Source organism: Nocardia carnea NBRC 14403 (assembly GCF_000308515.1).
GTDB classification, from domain to species: Bacteria; Actinomycetota; Actinomycetes; order Mycobacteriales; family Mycobacteriaceae; genus Nocardia; species Nocardia carnea.
In genome coordinates, this window is the sequence record NZ_BAFV01000018.1 from 108,446 (window position 1) to 132,765 (window position 24,320).

At 67.7% G+C, this 24,320-nt stretch carries 23 protein-coding genes; 12 read left to right on the forward strand and 11 right to left on the reverse strand.

Annotation, left to right across the window (positions count from 1 at the left end):
* Positions 1 to 105: 105 nt before the first annotated feature.
* Positions 106 to 810, reverse strand: coding sequence for a FadR/GntR family transcriptional regulator (locus ON22_RS05890; protein WP_051157199.1), 705 nt, complete (start codon positions 808 to 810; stop codon positions 106 to 108).
* Positions 811 to 1,109: 299 nt separating this feature from the next.
* On the opposite strand from ON22_RS05890, the gene ON22_RS05895 reads away from it, so the two are divergent.
* From ON22_RS05895 to ON22_RS05915, 5 genes are all read left to right on the forward strand, one after another.
* On the forward strand, positions 1,110 to 2,261 hold the full coding sequence (locus tag ON22_RS05895; protein ID WP_197039711.1) for an acetamidase/formamidase family protein: 1,152 nt from the start codon (positions 1,110 to 1,112) through the stop codon (positions 2,259 to 2,261).
* Between the two features lie 254 nt (positions 2,262 to 2,515).
* Positions 2,516 to 3,676, forward strand: a complete 1,161-nt coding sequence (locus ON22_RS05900) for an amidase family protein (protein WP_063820541.1) — start codon at positions 2,516 to 2,518, stop codon at positions 3,674 to 3,676.
* Positions 3,673 to 4,644, forward strand: a complete 972-nt coding sequence (locus ON22_RS05905) for an ABC transporter substrate-binding protein (protein WP_051157200.1) — start codon at positions 3,673 to 3,675, stop codon at positions 4,642 to 4,644. Before ON22_RS05900 ends, ON22_RS05905 begins: the two co-directional genes overlap by 4 nt.
* The gene (locus ON22_RS05910; RefSeq protein ID WP_081595364.1) at positions 4,644 to 5,546 is read left to right on the forward strand and encodes an ABC transporter permease; all 903 of its coding nucleotides are present in this window, start codon (positions 4,644 to 4,646) and stop codon (positions 5,544 to 5,546) included. Before ON22_RS05905 ends, ON22_RS05910 begins: the two co-directional genes overlap by 1 nt.
* A 25-nt stretch (positions 5,547 to 5,571) precedes the next feature.
* Positions 5,572 to 6,378, forward strand: a complete 807-nt coding sequence (locus ON22_RS05915) for an ABC transporter ATP-binding protein (RefSeq protein WP_033245959.1) — start codon at positions 5,572 to 5,574, stop codon at positions 6,376 to 6,378.
* A 339-nt stretch (positions 6,379 to 6,717) separates the two neighbouring features.
* Here the strand turns inward: ON22_RS05915 and ON22_RS05920 are convergent, their stop codons facing one another.
* The gene (locus ON22_RS05920; protein WP_081595365.1) at positions 6,718 to 8,136 is read right to left on the reverse strand and encodes an amidohydrolase family protein; all 1,419 of its coding nucleotides are present in this window, start codon (positions 8,134 to 8,136) and stop codon (positions 6,718 to 6,720) included.
* An 84-nt stretch (positions 8,137 to 8,220) separates the two neighbouring features.
* Positions 8,221 to 8,868, reverse strand: coding sequence for a GntR family transcriptional regulator (locus tag ON22_RS05925; RefSeq protein WP_033246055.1), 648 nt, complete (start codon positions 8,866 to 8,868; stop codon positions 8,221 to 8,223).
* A 176-nt stretch (positions 8,869 to 9,044) separates the two neighbouring features.
* Here ON22_RS05925 and ON22_RS05930 point away from each other — a divergent pair, with 176 nt between their 5' ends.
* The 6 genes from ON22_RS05930 to ON22_RS05955 all read left to right on the forward strand — a co-directional run bounded on the left by ON22_RS05930 (position 9,045) and on the right by ON22_RS05955 (position 15,853).
* On the forward strand, positions 9,045 to 9,788 hold the full coding sequence (locus ON22_RS05930; protein ID WP_033245960.1) for a sulfite exporter TauE/SafE family protein: 744 nt from the start codon (positions 9,045 to 9,047) through the stop codon (positions 9,786 to 9,788).
* Positions 9,789 to 9,811: 23 nt separating this feature from the next.
* Positions 9,812 to 11,026: an amidohydrolase gene (locus ON22_RS05935; protein WP_231508689.1), complete on the forward strand. Its 1,215-nt coding sequence runs from the start codon at positions 9,812 to 9,814 to the stop codon at positions 11,024 to 11,026.
* A gap of 68 nt (positions 11,027 to 11,094) precedes the next feature.
* A complete protein-coding gene (locus ON22_RS05940) occupies positions 11,095 to 11,901 on the forward strand; it encodes an ABC transporter ATP-binding protein (protein ID WP_081595366.1) in 807 nt (268 codons plus the stop codon).
* On the forward strand, positions 11,898 to 12,752 hold the full coding sequence (locus ON22_RS05945) for an ABC transporter permease (protein WP_033245961.1): 855 nt from the start codon (positions 11,898 to 11,900) through the stop codon (positions 12,750 to 12,752). Before ON22_RS05940 ends, ON22_RS05945 begins: the two co-directional genes overlap by 4 nt.
* 74 nt (positions 12,753 to 12,826) lie before the next feature.
* A complete protein-coding gene (locus tag ON22_RS05950; protein ID WP_033245962.1) occupies positions 12,827 to 13,963 on the forward strand; it encodes a hypothetical protein in 1,137 nt (378 codons plus the stop codon).
* A gap of 345 nt (positions 13,964 to 14,308) precedes the next feature.
* Entirely contained in the window at positions 14,309 to 15,853 is a 1,545-nt protein-coding gene (locus ON22_RS05955) for an acyl-CoA synthetase (protein WP_033246058.1), read from the forward strand.
* 27 nt (positions 15,854 to 15,880) lie between these two features.
* Here ON22_RS05955 and ON22_RS05960 read toward each other — a convergent pair whose 3' ends face one another.
* The 6 genes from ON22_RS05960 to ON22_RS05985 all read right to left on the reverse strand — a co-directional run bounded on the left by ON22_RS05960 (position 15,881) and on the right by ON22_RS05985 (position 21,735).
* Entirely contained in the window at positions 15,881 to 16,501 is a 621-nt protein-coding gene (locus ON22_RS05960; protein WP_051157201.1) for an alpha/beta fold hydrolase, read from the reverse strand.
* A complete protein-coding gene (gene biuH / locus ON22_RS05965; protein WP_033245963.1) occupies positions 16,498 to 17,199 on the reverse strand; it encodes a biuret amidohydrolase in 702 nt (233 codons plus the stop codon). The genes ON22_RS05960 and biuH overlap by 4 nt, the downstream gene beginning before the upstream one ends.
* Entirely contained in the window at positions 17,196 to 18,509 is a 1,314-nt protein-coding gene (locus ON22_RS05970; RefSeq protein ID WP_081595367.1) for a cytosine permease, read from the reverse strand. Before ON22_RS05970 ends, biuH begins: the two co-directional genes overlap by 4 nt.
* Complete coding sequence (gene atzD, locus ON22_RS05975) at positions 18,506 to 19,564, reverse strand: cyanuric acid amidohydrolase (protein ID WP_033245964.1); 1,059 nt, start codon at positions 19,562 to 19,564, stop codon at positions 18,506 to 18,508. The genes ON22_RS05970 and atzD overlap by 4 nt, the downstream gene beginning before the upstream one ends.
* Positions 19,561 to 20,886 carry a nucleobase:cation symporter-2 family protein gene (locus ON22_RS05980; protein ID WP_033245965.1) on the reverse strand — a complete coding sequence of 442 codons (1,326 nt, stop codon included), beginning with the start codon at positions 20,884 to 20,886 and terminating at the stop codon, positions 19,561 to 19,563. The genes atzD and ON22_RS05980 overlap by 4 nt, the downstream gene beginning before the upstream one ends.
* A gap of 183 nt (positions 20,887 to 21,069) precedes the next feature.
* The gene (locus tag ON22_RS05985) at positions 21,070 to 21,735 is read right to left on the reverse strand and encodes a GntR family transcriptional regulator (RefSeq protein ID WP_051157202.1); all 666 of its coding nucleotides are present in this window, start codon (positions 21,733 to 21,735) and stop codon (positions 21,070 to 21,072) included.
* Between the two features lie 268 nt (positions 21,736 to 22,003).
* Between ON22_RS05985 and ON22_RS05990 the strand changes: the two genes are divergently transcribed.
* Positions 22,004 to 22,369 carry a hypothetical protein gene (locus ON22_RS05990; RefSeq protein ID WP_231508690.1) on the forward strand — a complete coding sequence of 122 codons (366 nt, stop codon included), beginning with the start codon at positions 22,004 to 22,006 and terminating at the stop codon, positions 22,367 to 22,369.
* A gap of 31 nt (positions 22,370 to 22,400) precedes the next feature.
* On the opposite strand, the gene ON22_RS05995 is transcribed toward ON22_RS05990, so the two are convergent.
* Positions 22,401 to 23,120 carry a class I SAM-dependent methyltransferase gene (locus tag ON22_RS05995; protein WP_081595375.1) on the reverse strand — a complete coding sequence of 240 codons (720 nt, stop codon included), beginning with the start codon at positions 23,118 to 23,120 and terminating at the stop codon, positions 22,401 to 22,403.
* Between the two features lie 16 nt (positions 23,121 to 23,136).
* On the reverse strand, positions 23,137 to 24,282 hold the full coding sequence (locus ON22_RS06000; protein ID WP_033245966.1) for an LLM class flavin-dependent oxidoreductase: 1,146 nt from the start codon (positions 24,280 to 24,282) through the stop codon (positions 23,137 to 23,139).
* Positions 24,283 to 24,320 lie beyond the last annotated feature (38 nt).

A 24,320-nucleotide genomic window follows, 5' to 3' on the forward strand; every position in this document is an offset into this window, starting at 1 on the left:
TCGTGGGGCCCGGACCGGTGAACACGGTCTATGCCAGATCCGCGCCGGACGCCGCCGCAGTGAACTCGACCCCGCGCCACACTGTTTTGTTCGGCGGATGTGCCGTCACCGGGCCGGGGGAGCGACGCTGATCTCGCGGACCTCGCGCAAATGCTGTTCCATCGCGGCCGCGGCGGCGGGGCCGTCGTGCTCGGACACCGCTCGGTAGATCGTTTGGTGCCCCTGGACGGAGATCCGGCGACCCAGCGCGGTGCGGTGGGAGAGGCCACGGGTGTGCCGGGTCCATTCCGTGGTCATGGTGCACAGCGTGACCAGCAGCGGGTTCTGGGCGGCGTGGGCCAGCATCGTGTGGAACTCGATATCGAGGCGTATCGACTCCTCGGGCGAGTGGGCGTCGTGAGAACGACCCAGTAATTCGCCGAGGGACAACAGATTCGATTCGAGGGCCCGCTGCGCCGCCAGCTGCGCGATCCGCGGCTCGACCAGATCGCGCAATTCGGTCGCGTAACCGAGTTCGATATCGATTCCGGCGAGGTTGCCGTGCAGTTCCGTGGCCGTGCGCGGGATCTCGGCCACCGTGCTGCCGCGGCCCTGCCGGCGCTCGATGAGCTTCTTCGACTCCAGTTCGAACATGGCCTCGCGTAACGACGAGCGGGAAACGTTGAGGTTCGCGGCGAGGTCGCGTTCCGAAGGGAGCCGGTCACCGGCGCGTAGTTCACCAGCGATGATCAGGCGTTCCAGATGTGCGGCGACCTCGGCGCCGACGCTGCGCGCGGGACGCCGCATCGGAGGTATCGATGCGAATGTCATAACGGTCCCCTCCTCGTTCGGCTCACCGTCGGCGAATCGGAGCGGCCGATGCCGGAGAAGAGGTCGGACCAATGCTCAGCGATCGCTTCGGGAGGGATACAACCTATCAGCTCCGGTAATACCGGAGTGTACCGGCGATATGTCCGATTGATTCGGGAAAGTTACCGATATCCAGGGCTTTTCGAGCCCGTATTGCCCGGCGGTAAATCGGTCGTTACGTTCCGTTGTCCCGGTCGCCGCGGGGGTTCCGGGCTCCTATGGTCGGTGCATCAGGTGGTCCGACCAATAAGGAGGTCGCGGTGACGACACTGATCGGACAGGATTTCGCGCCCGCATTCCCGGTGCTGCAACAGGATTCGGCGGTCGCGCCCGGCACGGTGTACGTTCCCGCGGATTCGCAACAAGTGCTCTGGGGCCGGCTTCCGTGCCGTACGGATACCCCGGTCGCCACCGTGCCCCCGGGCGCTACCGTCGTCGTGGACACCGTCAGCCACGAGGGCATTCTCGAGGACCAGGGCTCGGACCCGGTGCGATACTTCGGGAGTCACGGTGTGCACCGCGACGATGTGCTCGCCGATGCCGTCGAGGTGACAGCACACACCCCGCGCGAACCCGGGGCCGGACCACATATCGTCACCGGACCGATCGCCGTCGCCGGTGCGCGACCGGGTGATCTGCTGGCCGTACGCATCGACGCCTTGACCATGCGCGCGCCCTACGGCGTGGTGTCCACCAGGCACGGTCGCGGCGTGCTGGCCGGCCGTCCGGGATTCGACGGCGACTACGGGCAGTTCTGCCGGGTGCACGATCGGGACGGCCACTGGTTCGGCGCCCTGCCGCTCGACTCCACCGGACGGGCCGGGAGCGCGGAATTCCCGCTGGCCCCGTTCCTGGGGATCATGGGCGTGGCCACCGATACCGGGACCCGCGTCGGTTCGGTCCCACCCGGACCGCACGGCGGCAATATCGACATCAAACTCCTCACCGCGGGCGCGACCCTCTTCCTGCCCGTCCAAGTTCCCGAGGCACTGCTCTACATCGGTGACCCGCATTTCGCGCAAGGCGACGGCGAAGTAGCGTTGACCGCGCTGGAAGCGCCGCTGCGCGCCACACTGACCGTGGACCTGATCCCCGCGGCGGATATCGCCGGCGGGTTCGGTGGGGGGATCGGCCCGTTCGCCGCCGCGCACGGGTTGCTGATCCCCACCGGTATCCATCCGGACCTGAACACCGCGCTGGAATTATGCGTCGCCCACGCCGTCGACCTGGTGGCCGGACTCTTCGAAGCCGACCCCCGTCAGGCCTACCTGTACCTCAGCGCCGCCGCCGATTTCACGATCTCGCAGGCCGTCGACCAGGTACGCGGGGTGCACGGAATGATCCGGCGATCCGATTTCGGCCCCGGCGCGGACACGGCGTTCGCGCGGCGAATCCTGGAGCGGATCCGATGATCGCGGGCCGCGACTTCCGCGCCGGGGCGATCACTGCGTGTGCGGATTCGGGAGTCGATGCGAGTACTGACGCCGGTTATTCGGCAGGGACGAGAGACCGCGCCATACCGGCCCCCGGGACCGGTTTCGCAACAGGTGGCGGCGCGGACGTGCCTCCGGGTGGCAGGAGGGGATTCGGCGCGTCCGGCCGTGCTCGCCCCGACGCGGATGGTCTCTGCCGGGGGTACGGCAACTCGAAGGGCATCGATACGGCCGTGTGGAGGCTTCGCGGGTCACCCCTGGTCGACGCGACCGCGCCGGGTCCGCTGACCGGCCGGACCGTGGCGGTCAAGGATCTGTATGCGGTCGCGGGGTTCGCTGTCGGCGCCGGAATCCCGGCCTATGCGGCGGATCAGCGGCCGGCGACGAAGCATGCTCACGCGGTGGCGCGATTACTGGCGTCCGGAACCCGGATCACGGGTATCGCGCACACCGACGAGTTCGCATACAGCCTCACCGGCAGCAATGGCCGTTACGGCATGCCTGTCAATCCTGCTGCGCCCGAAAGTGTTCCGGGTGGGTCCACCAGCGGACCGGCCGTTGCCGTGGCTCGCGGCGAGGTGGATATCGGGCTGGGCACCGATACCGCCGGGTCCATTCGGGTGCCTGCCGCTTATCAAGGGTTGTGGGGGATCCGTACCACTCACGGCCGGATTTGTACGTCCGGATTGCTGCCGCTGGCGCAGTCGTTCGACACGGTCGGCTGGGTCACGGCGGACGGGGAGATGCTGGCCGCCGTCGCGGATTGCCTGCTCGGCACCGATACCGCCACCTCGAAAGGTTTCGTGGTCGACCATGAGCTGTGCGGCTACGCCGATCCCGGGATCGCGGCCGCGGTCCGATCGATGGCCGGCAGGTTCGGCGCCGAACCGGTCCACCTGCGCCTCCGCGACGAGTGGATTGCCGCGTTCCGGGTGGTCCAAGCATATGAGGCGTGGGCGAATCACGGGCAGTGGATCACGGGGCATCCCGGCGCGCTGGAACCCGATATCGCGCAGCGTTTCGCCTTCGCTGCCACGGTCACCGCCGAACAAGCCGCCGCCGCCCGCGCCGAACTCGCTTCGGCTGCCGTCCGTATCCGGGCGGTACTGGGCGACCGTGTCCTGGTGGTGCCGGCCGCCGCGACCCCGCCGCCGCCTCGTACCGCCGGCCCCGGAATCCGCGAATCCACTCGTGCGCGCACCGTGCGCCTGACCTGTCTCGCGTCGATCGCGGGCCTGCCCGCGGTGACCCTGCCGCTGGAGCGCGATGAGGGCGGCCCCAGCGGAGTGTGCCTGGTGGGTGCGCCGGGCACCGACCGTTCCCTGATCCGCCTCGCAGTCAGCAATGCCGCTGTTCCGGCCGAGGGTTTGCCGCACAGTGAGGACCCAGTATGAAACGTTCACTCCGCCATCTCCTGTCGATTATCGGCATCCTGTTGCTGGCAGTAACGGGACTGACCGGCTGTATCGCCACACCGGACAGCGTCGGCGGCGAACCCGGTGCCGTCCGGATCGGGACCCTGCGCGGCCAACCCCACCTGTACGCGCCGTATTTCATGCAGCAGTTCGCGCCCCCGGATACCACTTACGAAATCGTCCTTTTCGAGAATTCGCCCGATATCAAGAACGCACTGGCCTCCGGTGCCGTGGATCTCGGGGTACTGGGCGCGCCCGCGATGCTCGCCGGTATCGCGGCGAACCAGGAGGTCGCGATCATCGCCTCGGCCGCCGACGGCGGTTCCGGGTTCGTCGGCCGGCCGGATATCCGCACCCCGCAGGACTTGCGTGGTAAACGGATCGGCTTCCCGGCCGGATCTTCGCAGGAGATCGCCCTGAAACTCACCCTGCGCGCCCACGGCCTCGATCCGGAAACCGACGTAGAACTGGTGAACCTGGCGTACTCGGATATGGCCGGCGCCTACACCGCGGACCGCGTCGACGCCTTCCTCAGCGCCGAAATGGGAGTATCCATCGCCCGGCAGGCCGGTGCACACCAGATCCTCTCGCCGTACGAGACGCCCATCGGCGCCACCAATATCGTCCTCGGCGGTAACGGCCGGTTCCTCGACGAACACCCCGATCGGGCGGGCGAGACGGTCCAGAGCTTCGTCCGTGCCATCGAGTTCATGAAAGGCGATCACGACGCGTGGGCGACCGGCCTCGTCGAAACCTTCGGTATGGAACGCGCGGTCACCGATATCGCCATCCAGAACGTCATGCTGCGCTGGGAACTCGACGACGAATTCCGGCAGCGGGTCACGGAACTGGCACGGCAGATGGTGGAGTTCGACCAACTGCCCACCGCCCCCGATATGACGAAGGTCTTCCGGACCGAATTCCTCGATACCCCGGCGAGCCGGTGATGGCCACGGTGGACACCCGGACCGAGCCGGCGATCCGGCCGCGCGAGCCCGAACCCGCGGCGGGCGAGCACACCGACCGGCCGATATGGCGGACCCGCTACGGTGCGCGCATCGCCGCGGTGCTCTGGGCGCTTCCGGTGCCGCTACTGGTACTGCTGCTGTGGGATCGCGGCGTCGGCGGCGGCTGGACTCTCCCGTTCGGTATCCAGATGCAATTCCTGCCGACCCCCTACGACGTAGCGCGCCGTCTCGCCGACCTCGCAGTGGGCGGGATAGTCGAGGACAGCTACAGCGGCACCCTCTGGTTGCACCTGTATGCCAGCACCCTTCGGGTGGTGCAGGGTTTCGCGATCGCGGCGGCCGTCGCGGTGCCGCTCGGCATCCTGATGGGCCGTTCGCGGACCGTGCACCGAATGCTCGAACCGACTCTCGGCCTGGTGCGGCCGATCCCGGTCACCGCGTGGGCACCGCTGTCGCTGCTCATCATCGGGTTCGGTGACCGCGCCACCATTTTCCTGGTGTTCCTGGCCGCCGTGTTCTCCATCCTCATCAACACCGTCGCCGGGGTGCGGTCGGTGCCGAACCGGCTGTTCGAGGCCGCCGCCATGCTCGGCACCCCGCCCGCGCAAACCCTGTACAAGGTGGTGCTGCCGGCCGCGATACCCACGATCGTGTCCGGGCTCCGGATCGCGCTCGGACTGTCCTGGGTGATCCTGGTGGTCGGCGAAACCGTGGGGATCCGAGTGGGATTGGGTGCGTTGATCACCCAGGCCCGCGAACAGTCGCGTACCGATCTCATCGTCGCCGTGATGATCGTGATCGGACTGGCGGGATTCCTTGCCGACCGGATCATGATGCTGGCCGTACGCCTGCTCGTCGGCCGCCGCCCGCTGCTCCCATGACCCTCCCCGCGGAACAGGTGACCGTATGAAGATCTATTCCACCCGCCGCCGCCCGCACCGGCCGGCCCGGATCGTGCTCGACGGGCTCGGCAAGAGGTATCCCGGTACCGCCGGGCCCGCGGTCGAGGGCATCACGGTCGATATCCCCGGCGGTGAATTCGTCTGCGTTGTCGGGGCCAGCGGTTGCGGGAAATCGACCCTGCTGCGGATTCTCGCCGGTTTCGAAACCACCACACAGGGATCGGTAACCGTCGGTGGTGAACCGGTGACCGGCCCCGGCCCCGACCGCAGCGTAGTCTTCCAGGACTACGGGTTGTTCCCGTGGCTCACCGTTGCCGAGAACGTCGCCTACGGTCCGAAACAGGCCCGGATGACCCGTGACGATATTCGCGAAACCACCGCCCGCTGCCTCGAAACCGTCGGCCTCTCCCGCGTACGTGATTCCTTCCCGCACCAGCTCTCCGGCGGTATGCAGCAGCGCGTCGCCATCGCGCGCGTCCTGGCCAACCGGCCCGCTGTCATGCTCATGGACGAACCGTTCGGCGCGCTGGATGCGCTCACCCGCAGCGAGATGCAGGCCGAACTGGGCCGGATCCATCAGGAGTCCGGAGTCACGGTCGTCTTCGTCACCCACAGTGTCGAGGAAGCGGTGTACCTGTCGGATCGGGTCGTGGTCATGGCCGGCGGTACCGCCCACGGCACGGCCGGTCATATCCGCGAGATCATCGAGATCGACCTGCCCCGCGACCGAGAGGTGACGGCACCGGAGTTCAACGACTACCAGCGCCGAATCGACGCCCTCATCCACCAGGGCAGCCGCTCGGCCGCCTGAGGACTTCGGCGTGCGGGACCACCCACGATCAGAATCGGTGGTCCCGCAGCCGGGTAGGCACCATCACCGACAGTGAGATCGCCGCACGGGGCGAGGATTCGACCGGCGATCCTTCCGGCGCAGTCGACGACGGTGCCGATACCGATCGGTCCGTGGTCGGTGGCGACGGTGTCCGAGCCGCCGAACTCGACGGCAACGTTACTGGCACTGTCCTCGGCGAGGCGCGGACCTCGACGGCGAGTGCTTCCGCGGTGGCGCCTGAAACTGCAGACGGGGCGCTGCGGTATCCGGAGCCGACGCGGTTTTCTGGTCCGGCCGGCCGAAAGTCACCTGGGCTGTTCAGACGTGCGCAGCCGCTAGCAGGTGTTGGGTGCGGATGGTTTGCGCGACGACCCGCCCCGCCTTGATCACATGGCAGCGGTCCGGACGATCCAGCAGGGCGTCGGCGACCCGGTATGTGGACAGCACCACCAGGTCGGCGGCGGCGCCCGGGTGCAGGCCGTAGTGGTCGGCGATACCGATAACGGCGGCGGCTTCGTAGGTCGCCATGCCGAGCACGCGGGTGAGGTCTTCGGGGCCTGCCAGATGCGAGGTCTGAGCCAGGAACAGGCCGATATCCAGCAGGTCCGCATTGCCGTAGGGGGTGAAGGCGTTGCGGATATTGTTGGACGAGTAGGCGGTTCGTACGCCTGCAGCCCATAGTTCGCGGACGGGCGCGATACCGCGGCGGGTGTTCGCTGTGTCGTTACGTCCGCCCAGGAACATATCGGTGGCCGGGAGCGGAACCACGGCCACCCCTGATTCGGCGAGACGGCGCAGCACCCGCTGCCGGTCCATGGGTGGACGTGCGGCCAGGGAGGTGGCGTGCCCGATAGTGACCCGGCCGCCCATTCCGGTGCGTTCGGTGCTATCGGCGATGTAATCGGCGAGGGCGAAACGGGGGTCGGTGATGTCGTCGGCGAAATCGGCGTGCAGGTCGACCGGGGCACCGAACTCGGCGGCCAGCTCGAAGACCAGATCGATATGCCGGCGGCACTGCGCCACGGTGTCCTCGTTGTAGGTGCAGCCGCCGACCACATCGGCGCCTGCGTTCAGCGCCTCCCGGAGCAGGCCGAGGGTGCCGGGAGCACGGAGGATCCCCTCCTGCGGGAACGCGACGATCTGCAGGTCGATCCGGCCCCGGAACTCCTCGCGCAGCTCGAGCAGGATGTTGACGCCCAGTAGGCCGACGATCGGGTCGACGTCCGGGTGCGCGCGAATCATTGTGGTGCCATGGGCAATTGCCTGTTCGAGCACCCGGCGGGCGCGCTCGCGGATCGAGGTGGCGGTGAAGTCGCGCTTCAGTTCCGCGGTGATGGCGATCGCCTGGGCGAGAGTCCCGTCCCCGCTGCGTTCGCGGTCGAGTAGCGCCTTGTCGAGGTGAACATGTGACTCGACCAGCCCGGGTATCACCACGCGGGCCGCGCAGTCGATCTCTTGATCGGCGGTATACGCAAGATCCGGGCCGATGGCGGTGATCACGCCGCCGGCGACGGCGATATCCACGAGCGGAGCCGCATCGTCGATATGCGCGTTGCGCAGCAGTAGGTCGGCCCGAGTGTTATCCACCGGGTCTGCCCGGCCGCTGGGCAGGGGTCGCGCTGCGCTGTTCGGGCCGGAATCTCCGGCGCTGCGGTGCGCAGCTTCTCCCAGGGTACGCGGCAACTGGTTCCTCACAGTGGTGAACACCGGGTCGTTCTGCGGCAGCGGATTCGGCATCGGTACCTCCAGGCCGGCAAAGATGGTCCCGTTTTGTATACGACCCCTCTGTTTCCGGCGATGCGGCGGAATGCTTCGCGGGCGTTACGAACTCGGTGCGGCCGCCGCGGAACGGCGGTCCCGGAGCCGGTAGGCGGTGGTCGCATGGGAGATATGTTCGGTGACCAGCCGCTGGGCGAGCTCCGCGTCCTGCGCTTCCAGGGCGGCGCAGATCTGCTCGTGCTCGGCCCAGGAATCGCCGGCCCGGCGCGGTAGTTCCACCGCATAGACCCAGGCGATCTTCCAGCCGAGTTGGGTGATGAGCTGGGCCAGCAGGGTGCTGCCCGACGCTTCGGCCAGTACCTCGTGGAATCGGCTGTTCAGCCTGGTCAGGTCGTCGAGCCTGCCGGTGCGCACGGCGTCTTGGCCGAGGGTGGTGAGCTCCTTGAGGCGGCCGAGTTGTTCCGGGGTGCGTCGTAGCGCGGCCCGGCCGGCGCACAACGGTTCCAGCAGCGCACGGATCTCGAGCAGGTCGGCCGCCTCGTCCTCGGTGAGTTCGGCGACGAACGTCCCGGCATAAGGTCGCGAGTAGGCGAAACCCTCGGCTTCCAGGGTGCGCAACGCCTCCCGCACGGGTACGCGGGACACCCCGTAACCCTCGGCGATGGTGTCCTCGGTCAGCCGCTGACCGGGTGTGAAGACGCCATTGACGATGTCCTCGCGGATGGCGCGGCACACCTGCTGCTTGGTCATTCGCGGCTTACTGCCGGTCACATAGTCCTCGGCTTCGGTCGGGGGCGTGGTCGCATACGATCCACCGCCCGGTTCTTCCAACTGGATACCAGGTATGTGCCCGGGATGCCGGTGGAGGGCCAGGATGGCCGTTTTTCGTATACGATCCAGTCTCACTTCGGATCGGAGGGGACACCATGGATCCCGCGTACGCGGTTCTGCTACTGGTCGCCGGTTTCGGCGCCGGTATCTGCAACGCCATCGCCGGCGGCGGCAGCCTGCTTTCGTTTCCCGCGCTACTGGCCACCGGGCTGCCGCCCGTCACCGCGACGGTGACCAACGCCGTCGCGGTGTGGCCCGGATACCTGGGCGGCGCGGCCGCCCTGCGCTCTCGGCTCACCGAACATCGCAGCCTGCTTCCGCGGCTGGTCCTCACCGGCTCGGCCGGCGCTGTCGGTGGTGTGATCGCGCTGCTGGCCGCGCCACCCGAGGTATTCGCCGCGCTGGTGCCCTATCTCGTGCTGGCGGCCACGGCCCTGTTCGCGGCCCAGCCGATGATCTCGCGGCGGCTCACCGCAAAGGGTCGCGATTCCCGGTTCACCCTGTTCGCCGGAGTTTTTCTCGGCGGCGTTTACGGTGCGTACTTCAACGGCGGTATGGGCATCGTGTTGCTGACGGCCCTGGCGCTCGGCATCGACGCCTCCATCAACCTGCTCAACGGACTCAAGAGTGCGCTCACCCTGGCCGTTTCGACCACCGCGACCGTGGCCGTCGCGCTGTTCGGGCCCGTCGAATGGTGGTCGGTGGCCGTGCTGGCACCCGCGTGCCTGGCCGGCGGGACCGTCGGCGCGAAGATTGCCGACCGCTTACGTCCCGGCGTGTTCCGCGCCGTGGTGATCGTCTTCGGTGCCGGTGCCGGCACCGCCATGTTGTTCACCTGAACCTGTCGAAAGAAGGAACCGCAGTGACCGATTTCCTGCCCGGCAACGACCTCCTGCTCCGCAACGGCCGCCCGTGGGTACCCGGCAAACCGGTCGAATCGGCCGATATCCTGATCCGCGGCGGCCGGATCGAAAGTATCGCCGCAGGCCTGTCCGCACCCGGCGTCGAAACCGTCGACGTGGACGGTGCGCTGATCCTGCCCGGTTTCGTCGACGCCCACTGTCACCTGGACAAGACCCTGTGGGGCGGTCCATGGGTGCCCAATACCGGCGGCCGTTCACTGGCAGGCCGAATCGGCAACGGCGAAGGCCGGCGTCGCGAACTCGGTATCCCCAATCCCGATTACTCGGCGGATCTGCTCGCAACCATGGTCGCCGGTGGTACCGCGTATGTCCGCAGCCATATCGATATCGACCCCGAAGTGGGCCTGGCCGGGGTCGAAGCGGTCCGGGCCGCCGCCGCCCGTCACCGCGACCGCGTCGACGTCGAACTCGTCGCCTTCCCGCAGGGAGGTCTGATGTGCCGCCCCGGCGTGGCGGATCTGCTGGCCGCGGCGCTCGCCGACGGTGTGGAGGTGGTGGGCGGTATCGACCCCGCCGGTTTCGACGGCGACCCCACCGGTCAGCTCGATGTGATCTTCGGGTTGGCCGAACGCTTCGGCACGAAGATCGATATCCATCTTCACGATCCGGGCGTACTCGGTGCCTGGGAATTCGATCTGATCATCGAACGCACCCGGGCCACGGGGCTGGCCGGCCGGGTGACCATCAGCCATGCCTACGCCATGGGTGCCCTGCCGCCCGCCGAGCAGCAGCGGATCGCCGAAAGTCTGGCGGAGGCAGGTGTGGCCATGGTGACCTGCGCGGTCGGCGACGCACCGGTGGTCCCGCTGCGGGTCATGCAGGCGGCCGGTGCGACTCTCGCGCTGGGCAACGACGGTATCCGTGATCTGTGGACCCCGTACGGCGACGGTGACATGCTGCGCCGGATCGGCACCGTCGCTTTCCGCGACCGGCTACTGGCCGACGAGGAAATCGAACTCGCGCTCCTCGCCGGAACCTACGGTGGTGCTCGAGTATTGGGTCTGCCCGATTACGGCCTGCGTCCCGGTGCTCGCGCGGATCTGCTCACCGTGCAGGCGCCCGCACCCGCAGCCGCCGTGGTCGGTGTTCCGGTGCGCGGCCTGGTGGTGAAAGCCGGTCGCGTGGTTGCCCGTAACGGCCAACTCGTCGATTGATCGTATACGAAACAGTGGCGTAATCCGGTGGACCGCGATCGGCAATCAGCGCCCGCTAAAACTGTTCCATGAGTACAGAGGCAATCCCGGCGCCGGCCTCTCCGCGGGAGGCAACGTATACGACCGATCCCGAACCGGCCCTCGAATTCCGGAATGTGTCGATGGTCTTCGAGAACGGGACCGCCGCGCTGAGCGATATCGATATCACCGTGCGCGCAGGGGAATTCGTATCGTTGGTCGGCCCGTCGGGCTGCGGGAAATCCACGCTGCTGCGCCTGGCGGCCGGCTTCGAACAAGCCAGTTCCGGCAGCGTCGACGTCGGTACCGGGCATCTCGGTTACGTCTTCCAGGAAGCCACCCTGCTGCCGTGGCGCTCGGTACTGAGCAATGTGGAACTACCCGCGGAGCTGGCCGGTATACCCCGCGGCGAACGCCGGGCAGCCGCCCTCGACGCAATCGAGCGGGTGGGGCTGGCCGGCTTCGAGAAACACAAACCCGCGCAACTGTCCGGCGGTATGCGGATGCGTGCCTCCATCGCCCGCGCGCTCACCCTGCGACCGGAGGTGTTCCTGTTCGACGAACCCTTCGGCGCTCTCGACGAGATCACCCGGCAGCGGCTCAACGAGGAAGTGGGCGGCCTGTTCCGCCGCGATGCGTTCGCCGGCGTGTTCGTCACCCATTCGGTGCCCGAGGCGGTGTTCATGTCCACCCGGGTCGTAGTACTCACCGGCCGGCCGGGACGTGTCGCCGCCGATATCACGGTGCCGCTCGATTTCCCGCGCGAACCCGGCCTGCGCTACACCGCAGAATTCGCCGAGATCGCCGGTGCGGTATCGGACACGCTGCACACCGCCGAGCAGGCGGTCGCGGCATGACCACGGTTGCGGCGGATACCGTCGCCGCCACGGTGACCGCACGCACCGAACCGAAATCCGGGAAAGCCGCGAATCGCCGCCGGCCCGCGCCGGTGCGGATCATCGCCCCGGTGGTGGTGTTCGTCCTCGTCATGGCGGGGTGGTACTTCGCGAGCCACTACCTGATCGCCGCGGAATCCCGGTTCCTGCTGCCCGGACCCGACGAAGTGATCACCGAGGGCCTGCTGGATTCCGCGGTCCGCGCCGAAATCTTGTCCGCGCTGGGCTCCACGGTGCTGGTCGCGTTGAGCGGACTCGTCATCGCCATGGTGCTGGGCGTCGGTTTCGCGGTGGTGATGAGCCAGGCGCGCTGGGCCGAGTACTCGCTGTATCCGTACGCGGTGATCCTGCAGACCATCCCGATCCTCGCCGTGGTCCCGCTGTTCGGCTTCTGGTTCGGCTACGAATTCGGCAGCCGGGTGATCGTCTGTGTCATGGTGTCGCTGTTTCCGGTGGTCACCAATACCCTGTTCGGCTTGAAATCCGTGGCACCCGCCGAACACGACCTGTTCACCCTGCACGGTGCCACCCGCCTGCAACGCCTGCTGAAGCTCCAACTGCCCACGGCGCTTCCCGCTATGATCTCCGGCTTCAAGATTTCCGGCGGGATGGCCATCATCGGCTCCATCGTGGCGGACTTCTTCTTCCGGCAGGGCGAGCCCGGTATCGGCCGGATGATCGACGTCTACCGCCAGCGCCTGGCCACCGAAGAACTGCTCACCGCCCTGCTGCTGTCGTCACTGGCCGGACTGATCCTGTTCTGGGTCTTCGACTTCCTGGCCGGTCGCGTCGAACGCGCCCGCCGCCGCTGACCGTCGCAGCGCGACCCCCGGCCGCCGCCTCTGCACGTTTCGCCCCATTCGCTGCTCACTCCAGGAAGACCACCATGAAGAGATCGCTCTCCGTCCTGACCGCCCTCGCCGGCACCGCTCTGCTCGTGGCATGTGGCGGCGCCACATCCGTCCCGGAACCCACCGGCGAAGGACCGCTGGCCGGGATCTGCCCGGGAACCGTGGTCATCCAAACCGACTGGTACGCCACACCGGAACGGGCCGCCGCGTTCCAACTCGTCGGTCCCGACGGCACCGTCGATGTGAACAAGGGCTCCTACGTGGGTCCGCTCGGCGCTACCGGTATCAATGTGGAGGTCCGGCTCGGCGGTCCTTTCCTCGGCGGCCAGCCGGTACCCGCGCAGATGTACCAGGACACCTCGATCACCCTCGGTTTCGTACCCACCGACGACGCCGTCCGTGCACAGGAGGAATTCCCCGTCACCGGCGTTTTCGCCTCGCTCGACGTGAATCCGCAGATCATCATGTGGGACCCGGCGACCTACCAGGTCGAATCCTGGAAAGACATACCCGGAACCAACGCACCCGTGGTGTACAGCGAGGGCAAGATCTTCATGGACTACCTCGTCGCCAACGGCCACGTGAGCAAAGAACAGGCGGACGCCTCGTTCGACGGCACCCCGAGCCGTTTCGTCGCCGAACGCGGCCGGGTGATGCAGCAGGGCTACGTATCCAACGAGCCCTACCGCTGGGCACACGATGTGGAGGGCTGGCGTAAACCCACCGATCACCTGCTGATCCACGAATCCGGCTACGAGATCTATCCGCACGCCTGGTCGGTCCGCGCCGGTGAACTCGACGCATTGCGACCCTGCCTGACGAAACTGGTCCCGATGCTGCAACAAGCCCAGATCGATTACATCGCCGATCCCGAACCCGTGAACGCCGCCCTGCTCCGGATCGCCGAAACCATCCCCGACGGCCCGCCGATTACCGCCGCCGGTAACACGGATTCGGTGAAGGTTCAGGTCGCGGAGCAGATCGTCGGCAACGGACCCGACAACACCCTCGGCAATTTCGACACCGCCCGAGTGGACCGGGTGATCGAGGCCCTCACCCCGATTCTGCGCAACCGCGGCGACAGTATTGCCGACGGAATGAAGGCAGCGGACCTGGTCACCAACGAGTTCATCGACCCGTCGATCGCCCTGCCTGCGGTCCCGAAGCCCTGATATCGCGGGCGCGTACTGCTGTTGCTGTCGCGACCGGCAGCTCGTCCCTGATGGCCACTCGCACCACGGCTATCGGGGACGTCTCCTGCGTATTGTGCTGCGCGAGCACGTGGCGGCAGTGTGGTCGTGCCGCCCGCGGCCGGGCCCTCGTGATTCGCGGACGTCCCGAAGTCTTGCCCCGGTCGGTCCGCCGGAGTCCGCGCAGACCCGACGGCTGGGAACGTAGCCGAATCACCGCGCCGCACCCCTCCAGTGGAGTACAACCGAATAAGGCGGTATCGCCGGGGTGAGGACGGGCGTATGACGAACGAACAGCATTCGGTCGAGTCCGCGGGTTCGGCGGAGATGACTCCCGGGTGGCATGCAGAGCGTGCACCGGATCGCCCGGCGATCATCATGGCATCGAGCGGGGAGACCGTCACCTACCGGGAACTGGAGAAACGGTCGATCCGCGGCGCCCGGGCCCTGCGCGCCCGGGGCCTGACTGCCGGTGACCATATCGCGATCCTGATGGAGAACAACCGTCAGTTCCTCGAAACTGCCTGGGCAGCACAGCGGTCGGGGCTTTACTACACGGCGGTCAACTGGCACCTCACCGCCGGCGAAGTGCAGTACATCCTGGACGACTGCGGCGCCACCGCGCTGATCGCCGGCGGGGCCATGGCGGATGTGGTCGCGGACCTGGATCTGTCGCGAATCCCGGTGCGGATAGCGGGGACGGGCGAGCTGCGCGGCTTCGAACGATACGACGAAGTACTGGCAGCCGAATCCGCCGACCCGCTCGGTGCCGATGAGTGCGAGGGCCGCGAAATGCTCTACTCCTCGGGCACGACCGGGCGGCCGAAGGGAATCCGCAAACCGCTACCGGCCACTCCGCTGGGCGATCCGTCCGCCGCGCCGGTGCAGATCGCCCGGGGTCTGCTGGTGAGCGGAGCGACGCAGGACGCGGTCTACCTCTCGCCCGCGCCGCTGTATCACGGTGCTCCGCTGGTGTTCTCGATGTCGTGGCACCGGCTCGGCGCCACCGTCGTCGTCATGGAACGCTTCGATGCCCGGCAGTGCCTGGAACTGATCGAACGCCACCGCATCACCCACACCCAGATGGTGCCGACGATGTTCGTGCGCATGCTACGGCTGCCGCCCGCCGAACGGGACCGCTACGACGCCTCCAGCCTGGTGGATGTCGTGCATTCCGCGGCACCGTGTCCCGTCGGGATCAAACAGCAGATGCTGGACTGGTGGGGTCCGATCATCTCCGAGTACTACTCGGGCACCGAGGACGTCGGCAACACCTACATCACTGCCCGGGAATGGCTGGACCATCCGGGTTCGGTGGGCCGGCCGGCCCAGGAATGCCATATCGTCGGCGAAGACGGCGCGGAACTCCCGCCGGGAGAAATCGGAGTCGTGTACTTCGCCGGTGGCCGCCCGTTCGAATACCATCACGATCCCGCGAAAACCGCCGCGGCCGCGCACCCGAACGGCTGGCGCACCCTCGGCGATATGGGTTATCTGGACGCCGACGGTTACCTGTACCTCACCGACCGGCAAGCCCACATGATCATCTCCGGGGGAGTCAACATCTATCCCCAGGAAGCCGAGAACCTCCTCGCCGCCCATCCCGCGGTCGCGGATGTGGCGGTGATCGGTGTGCCGGACGAGGAGATGGGGGAGGCGGTGAAGGCGGTGATCCAACCGGCCGACCCGGCCACCGCGAGCGATGCCCTGGCCGCCGACCTCATGGTTTTCTGCCGTACCGAACTGGCGGCCTACAAATGCCCCCGCTCGATCGACTTCACCGACGAACTGCCCCGCGACCCGAGCGGCAAGCTCTACAAGCGGCGCCTCCGTGAGTCGTACTGGAAGGATCACGAGAACCTGATCATCTGATCCGGCGAAGTCGGGTCCGGGCGCCGTTCAGCGAACCGGGATTTCGAGTCCTCGGGTCAGCTGGTGTGGGGCTTGCAGATGCACCGCGTGGCTCACGCCCGGCAACACACGCCATCCGGTTCCGAGCGTGGCGGCGAGGGTGCGGACGGAGCTGTGGCGTGCCGGGGAGGATCGTTCGCCGACGGTCAACGTGATCCGATGCGCCAGTGGGCCGACCGGTCTGGGTTCGAAAGCGCGGAACATCGCCAGTTCGCCGGCGACGATTTCCGGTGATGCGGTGGTGAGGTCCGGTGTCCAGGCCGACCCGTAGAGAGCACGCCCGAAACCGGGCACACCGTCACGCCGGAACGCGGCCGCGACCTCGTCGAGTAATCCGGGCGCCAGTGAGCCGGCAGCCGGTTCGTGCAGCAGCGCACCGGTGAACTCGACACCCCGCGCCGCCAACTCCAAACCCAGGGTGGCCCCACCGCTGACTCCGATCACGAACGCCCCCTCGCACAGCGGTGTGAGGGCGGCGATCTCGGTGTCCATATCCCCGGATTGCGGCCGGTCGGGGCGGTGGACTTCCACGGACGTACCGAGCGCGGCGACCGCCCCCGCCCACACCCGGCTGTCCGTGGCCACCCCGTGGATCAGCACGACCCTCATGCGGTGACGGTCTGCTTACCGAGCGCGGTGAGCAACTGGTCGGAGGTGGCGACCGCTCCGAAGATCCCGCCCTGCATAGTCACCATGCTCAGCGCCGCCTCGTGGTGCTTTCTCTCGGTAGCACCGGTGCAATCGGAGAGCACCAGGCATTCGTAACCGCGGTCGTTGGCTTCGCGCATGGTGGTGTGCACGCAGACATCGGTGGTGATGCCGGTCAAGATGATGTGGGTGATACCGGCACCGCGCAGCAGCAGGTCGAGGTCGGTGGCGTAGAAGGCGCCCTTGCCCGGTTTGTCGACGATCGGTTCGCCGGGGATCGGGGCGACCTCGGGCACGATCTCCCAGCCCGGTTCGCCGCGAACCAGGATGCGCCCGCACGGGCCGGCGCTGCCGATTTCGGCGCCGACCTGCGCGGATCGCCAGCGCTTGTTCGCGGGCAGGTCGGACAGGTCGGGCCGGTGCCCTTCACGGGTGTGGATGATGGTGAGGCCTAGTTCGCGGGCGGCCGCGAGAACGCGTGCGGTGGGTTCCAGACCCGCTCGGGTGAGCGCCAGGTCGTACCCCATCTGGTCGACATAGCCGCCGGGGCCGCAGAAATCGGTCTGCCAGTCGATCAGCAGCAGTGCGGTGCGCGCCGGCTCGATCGGGCCGTCGAAGGGCCAGGTGTAGGGGGTAGCGTCCACGGTGGTGATGGTCATGCGGGAATCTCCTTGTTGCTTCGCGCGGTGCGAGTCGCGCAGAGGGTGAGGATCAGGGCGGCGGCCACGAAACCGATAACCGCATCGGACAGCCAGGGCGCGAACGCGTGGGTGATCAGGGCGGCGACGGCCCCACCGGCCCACGCGGTGAATGCCGGCCAGTGCCAGCGGGTTTCACGGTTCGCGGCACCGAGGCCGAAGCGGGGCAGGATCAGCTGGTCGAGGATGACCACCGCGCCGATCGGCGGCACGATCACTCCCAGCAGGTTGAGCCACTGCTCGAAATACGACCAGATCCCGGCCACCGCGAGCACCACACCGACGGCGCCGAGGATCAGGGTGAGCCGCCGCATCGTGCCGCCGGAGAGCTGGCTCCAGCCCACGGCGCCGTTGTAGAGGCAGTGCGCGCAAACCGAGCCCAGATTGATGAACACGAACGCCACCGCCAGCGGAACCAGCAGGCCACCGTGGCCGACCAGCAGGCCGAGGAAGTTACCGCCGTCCGCCGCCGGATCGGCGCTACCGCCGAGCGCGACCACCAGGCCGCCGATCACCAGTGCGATCGAATTACCGACCGGGAACGCCGACGCCGCGGCAAGGAAGGCCTCCCGGCCGTTACGGGACCAGCGGGTGAAATCGGCGGTCATGGTGCCGGAGTCGATGAACGAGGCGATCACCAGCGTTACCGCGGCACCGAAGCTCATGGCCGCTGCGCCCGCGCTGCCCTGATAGGAGGTGGGCGAACCGCCGCCGTCGGCGACGGCCAGCCCGATCGCGACCAGCCCGAGTATCACGTAGACCGGCGCCGCGACCAGGCCGATTGCCGACAGTGCCCGGATCCCCAGCAGCGTTACCCCGATGAACGCGATACCGGCGGCGAGCGCGGTGAACTGTTCGTGCCAGCCGAGGGTGTCGTGCAGGATCGCCCCGGCCATCCCGGTCTGGAAGGCGAACCAGCCGATGACGATGGTCGCCAGGAACGCCGACGGCAGGAAAGCCCCGGCCTTACCGAAGCTTTCCGCGGCGGTGAGTGCGAAGTTCTTACCGCTGCGTCCGGCGATCACGCTGAGCGCGCCGACATACAGCATCATGCAGATATTGCCGGCAGCGATGGCGAGCATGCCGAGCCAGAAGCCGAGCGAATACACGATCAGTCCGCCGAAGATGGCGCAGGTCAGCACCATCGGGAAACCGAACCAGACCGCGGATACCGAGCCTAGTCCGCGCCGGCGGTCGGCGGGGACCGGGCGATCTTCGTACTCCTCTATCTCCCAGGCATTCTCGGTATCGCTGATAGTTGTGGTGCTCATAACGCGTCGTTCCGATCGGGAGTGGGGAGTTCGTAGATCACGGTGATGCTGCCGCCGCCCGGCGGGCCTTGGTGTTCGGCGCCGCCGGAGACGTACACGGCGCCGTCGCCTTTGAGGGCGGCCAGCAGGCCACCGACCGCGGCGCGGGCGTGGCGGGTGGCGTTGATATCGGAATCGGTGAGCATGGTGTGGCGTAGCCCGCGCACGGAACCGGTGGGGTCGGCTTCGGCCTTGGCGAAGATCTGGCGCACCGTGCCCCCCGCGGCCGCGACCCGGTCCAGTAGTTGCTGCACCGAGGCGAGGTCGATGGCGTCGGCCATATGACCGTGTACCGCGCGCAACGGGTTCGCCGCGGTGGGACTTTCGGCGACGACCAGGATATGGCAGTCGTCGAGTTCGGCGCCCGCGCTGGCCGAGGCGCGGGCCGACCATATGCCGGCCTCTCCGGCGAGCGCGCCGAGCGCGGTTTCCCGATCGCATTCGCCCAGCGCCACTGCGATTCCGAGCGCGCTCGCCGCCCGGGAGAAGCCCATCGACGCGTAGGTGTCGGTCGCGACCGGGGATTGCCCGGCGGTGTGCAGCGCGGCAATGGTGTCCGAGGTCAGCAGCGGGCATTTCACCAGCACCAGGTGGACGTCGGCGGGTGTGACGCCGAGTTCGGCCAGCAGTTTCCCGACCGTATCGGCGACGGTATCCACCTGCGCCGCGCGTCCGATCTCTGCCGGTTCGAGCGCGCGGCTGCGCCGGGCCGCCGCGACCAGACCGCGATCGAAACCGGGATGGTGCGTCTCGTCGCGGACGAACAGGTTCACATGCGGGCTCAGCACGCCCTCGGTTCCGCCGGAGAACACGGTGACGGCGGACTCCGGGATCCGCGGCTCCCAGACCGCGGCGGCGAGGCCGCGGCTGAAATCGTTGACGCAGCCGTTGCCTTCCGTCTTGCCGATCACCGATACGAGATCAGTTGTCCGGTAGCCGGATTCGGCCAGCGCTCGAAAGGGTTCGGTGTCGCCGGGATCGGCGGTGGGCACGGTCAGCAGGGCGATACCGGTCATGCGGCGGTCTCCTCGGAGGTCCGGAGTAGGTGGTTGAACAGCAGATTCAGGACGAACGCCACGATGACCGTGCTGGTGATCGCGCCCCCGGCGATGATCCGCACCGACGACGGCAGCCCGTCGTACACTTCCGGCGCGACCACCGGGATCATCCCGACACCCATCGCCAGCGAGACCACGAGCAGGTTGTCGTTGCGGGAGTAGTCCACCCGTGCGAGCGTGGCGATCCCGACGCCCGCGACCGTGGCGAACATGACCAGGCTCACCGAGCCGATCACCGGACCCGGCAGGTTGGCCACCACCTCGCCCATCTTCGGCACCAGACCCAGCGCGACCAGCAGACCACCGGCCACGGCGACCGCACCCCGGCTCGCCACCCCGGTCATCCGCACCAGACTCACGTTCTGGGCGAAGATCGTGTCCGGGAACGAGGTCAGGAACCCGGCCAGCACCGCGGAGGCGCCGTCGGCGCTCAACCCGCGGGCCAGTTGCTTCTGGTCCAGCGGCCGCCCGAGGTTATCGGCGGTGGCCATCAGGTAGGCGGTGGATTCGGTGAAGATCACCAGCATCACCAGGCACATCGAGATGATTCCGGCGATGGGGAAGGTCGGGGTGCCGAACAGGAACGGGTTCGGCAGGCCGAACCAGTCGGCACTGCCCACGGCACTGAAATCGGTGAGTGAGAGCGCGGCGGCGGCGAGCGTGCCCAGCACCAGCGCGATGAGTACCGCCGACTGCGCAATGAGCCCGCGACCGTATTTCATCAGGGCGATGATCGTCAGCACCACGCCCGCCGCCAGCGCCAGCGGCGCCCCGCCCGCCGGTTCGTCGCCGAAGGTCATGGATACGGCCTTGCCGATCAGCGACAGCCCGATCATCGTGACTGCGGCCCCGCGCACCATCGGCGGGAAGAACCGCACCAGTTTGGAGAACGGCACCGCGACCAGCATCCCGAAGATCCCGGCCGCGATCATCGCGCCGTACACGGCGGACAGCCCGTACTCCTCACCGATCAGGATCATCGGCGTCACCGCGGTGAACGAGGCCCCCGCCACCACCGGCATCCGCGCTCCCAACAGTTTCCCGATACCGAGGGCCTGTACGAGTGTGATGACACCGGCGACCAGCAGGTCGGCATTCACCAGGGTCGCGATGGTGGAGGTGTCCAGGCCCAGCGCGGCACCGAATACGAGCGGCACCGCGACGCAGCCGGTGTACATGACGAGCACATGCTGGACACCGAAAAGCGCTGTGCGCCAGAAGGGGAGCGGGGGAGCAGGGGGAAGTGGCGGCGAGTGGGTCGGAGCGGCGTCGGTGGACATAGGACCTGGCCTCAGGCAGAAGAAACAAGCAACACCCGAATTTGTATACAAACAACGTTTCGTTGATGTTGCTCAGCGTTCCATTGCGGTGAACACTCCAGTTGACATTCCCGGGCGCTGAGAATTTGTATACAAGAACCGGCGTCCGATCCGCTGGGAGTGGGCCGCGCTGCCGATCGTGGGTTATTTCGGGGTGCTGTCCGTATCCAGATCCGTGAGCAGGTCTTCGTCCCGGGCGATGTGCTCGTCCATCAGATAGCCCGCCTGCGCCGGAGAGCCGTTGAGAATCGCTTGCGCGATCGCGGCGTGATCACTCCACGAGGTGTGGGTCCGGGTGTCCAGCCGCTGGCCGAAGATCCATGAGACCCGCTCGAGTATCTGCTCCAACATGACCTGCAACTGCTGATTACCCGACGCCTCGGCCACCAGTCTGTGGAAACGCAGGGTCAACGCCGGCAGTTCGTCGTGGGCATGCTGAATATCCGCCGCCCGCCCGAGCTCCACCGCCCGCGCCAGCTCACCGGCCGCAGCGCCGCCCCGGTTCCGCGCGGCCAGTTGCGCGGCGAGCACTTCCAGCCCCCGCCGGATCTGCACCAGCTCCCGGGCCGCCGAACCCGACGGCGCGGATACGGTCGCCCCCCGATAGCGGACGAGCGTGACGAAACCTTCGCTCTGCAACTGCGACAGGGCCTCACGCACCGGTATCCGGGACACCCCGAAACGTTCGGCGAGGTCCACCTCGCGCAGACGGTCGCCGGGAGCGAGCCGGCCGGCGAGGATATCCGCCCGCAGCGCGTCCGCCACTGTCGCACGCGGCGAGGCCTGGTTGCTGTCCTGCGATCCGGTCACAGGACGAGCCTATTGGTCTTCGTGGCGGCACCTTCGTTGCGGCGCCGGTACAGCGCGCGAGCGGACGCCGGTACGTCGGCCTCCCCGCAAAGGCCGGCCAGGGCGGTGATTTCCGGCAGCGGCGCGAAACACCGATAGGTGAGCGGCGCTTCTCGGGGCCCACAACTGGGAATGGGCGGCGCGACGTGTCGCCCCCTATTCGTAACGACCCACGGTAGAAAGTCGATGGTCAAGCGACAGTTGAGCAGCGCGGGAGATGGGATTTCATATGAAGAGGACGACAATGGTCGCCGCACGTACTCTCGTCACCGCCGTTGCGGTTTCGGGATTTGCCACCGTGCTCGGTGCCGGGGCGGCTCAGGCCGCACCGCAGGACTGTACTGTCACGCGGGACCTGGTCGGCGCGTCGGCGACATGCCACGACGACGGCCCCGCCGGCCGGGAGTACACGCTGATCGTCGAATGTTTCGGCTTGCACCCCGTGCCGAACGCCTTTCCGCTCATGGCCATCGGCCCGTACCAGGGTTCCTGGGGTGGTTCTTTCGGACCGTCCGGCCACGGCACGGCCTCGTGCCTGGGACCGATGAGTGTCGGGACCGCGACGAACGCCTACGTCACGATCTATCGGGACTGAGCCGTCACGGCGACCACGCCGTGTGCAAGGTTCACCTGGGTGGCGTGGTTTCGAAGAGATTCAGTTTGTAGGTGGTGACCGGCGGCGGGAAGATCGCCCGCATCATTTTCATGCCCAAGCGGTAGCGCAGGGGCCAGGTGCGGGCGACAGCCGGTTGGGGAGAGGCGAAGGTCCGGGATTCGAGCAGGTGCACGCCGGATGGTTCGAGGGCGGCGGGATCGTCGCAGATCCATTCCATGCGGGCGGATACCTGCGTGAAGACCGGGTTGCGATCCTGGGTGCCCATCATCGCCTTGCCGCCGGTGTCCAGGACCGAGCGGCTCCCCGGGAAACCTTCGGCGATCTGTCGCAGGGTGGTGTGCACGGTTTCGGCCGGGAAGTACAGCAGCACCGCTTCGCTCAGCAGGAACACCGGTCCGCCGGGTTCGCGGACCTGCTCGAACCAGCCGTCGTCGAGAATCGAGCCCTCGATCATCGTGTACCGGTCGCTGTCGGTGAAGAATCTGCGCCGCAGGGCCATGGTGTCGGGGAGGTCGAGGTCGAACCAGTGCAGGCGGCCGTTGTCGAGACGGTCGAAGCGGGTGGACAGGCCGCAGCCGAGGTCTACCACGGTGGCATCGGGGTGTTCGGCCAGGTAACTGCGGACGTATCCGTCGAAGATCGACGCGCGCAGGACCGACCCCGCCGGCGACGGGCCGCGGAATTTTGCGAAGTCGTAGTCGATCGCGGCAACCAGTCTCGTCCAGCGGATGGGGCGGCAGGGCGTTTCAGCTGGTGGAGGCGGCCGCGAACGGGGTGCCGACGGGGCCGGTGGCGCGGTCGGCCGACCGGCGCCACAGGCCGCGCTTCTCCAGGATCGGCAGCACTCCTTCGCCGAACCAGTACGCCTCTTCGACGTGCGGATACCCGGACAGGATGAACTGTGTGATCCCGAGCCGGGAGTATTCGATGAGCCGTTCGGCCACCTCCTCGTGCGAGCCGACGAGCGCGGTGCCCGCGCCGCCACGGACCAGGCCGACCCCCGCCCACAGATTCGGGGCGATCTCCAGCCGGTCGGTGCTGCCGCCGTGGAGGTCGAGCATGCGGCGCTGGCCTTCGGATTCGCTGCGCGCCAGGTTGTTCTGCACGCGTTCGATATCGGCGGGGTCGATGCCCTGCAGCAGGCGGTCGGCTTCGGCCCAGGCCTCTTCGGAGGTGTCGCGGGTGATCACGTGCAGGCGGATACCGTAATCGAGTTCCCGGCCGCGCTCGGCGGCCAGGCCGCGGATCCAGTCCAGTTTCTGGCCGACCGCGATGAGCGGTTCACCCCAGGTCAGATAGGTGTCGGCGTAGCGAGCGGCGACCGGGCCCGCCGGGCCGGAGGAACCGCCGAAGAACACCGGCGGCACCGGATCGGGGTGGTTGTTCAGCAGAGCGTCCTGCACCTGCAGATGTTTACCGTCGAAGCTGAACGGTTCGCGCGACTCCCACAGTTCGCGCACGATGTGCAGGAATTCCCCGGTGCGTTCGTAACGCTGCTCCTTGTCGAGGAAATCGCCGAAGGCGCGCTGTTCGTGTGGTTCGCCGCCGGTCACCACGTTGAGTAGTAACCGGCCGCGGGAATGCCGCTGGAAGGTGCCGGCCATCTGGGCGGCGAGCGTCGGGCTCACCAGCCCGGGCCGGAACGCGACCAGGAATTTCAGAGTTTCCGTGGTTTCCACCAGCATGGCCGTGGCGAGCCAGGCGTCCTCGCACCAGGCTCCGGTGGGGGTGAGCACCGCCTCGAACCCGTTCTCCTCGGCCGCGCCCGCGACCTGGTTCAGGTAGCGCAGTGAAGCGGGCCGGTCACCGGACATGGCTGTGCCATGCCCCCCGGCGACCAACCCGCGCGAATCCCCGTAGGTGGGCAGGAACCAGTGGAACGACAAGCTCATGGGGAAATCCTCGGTAGGCGCGGGCGGTCGGGTACACG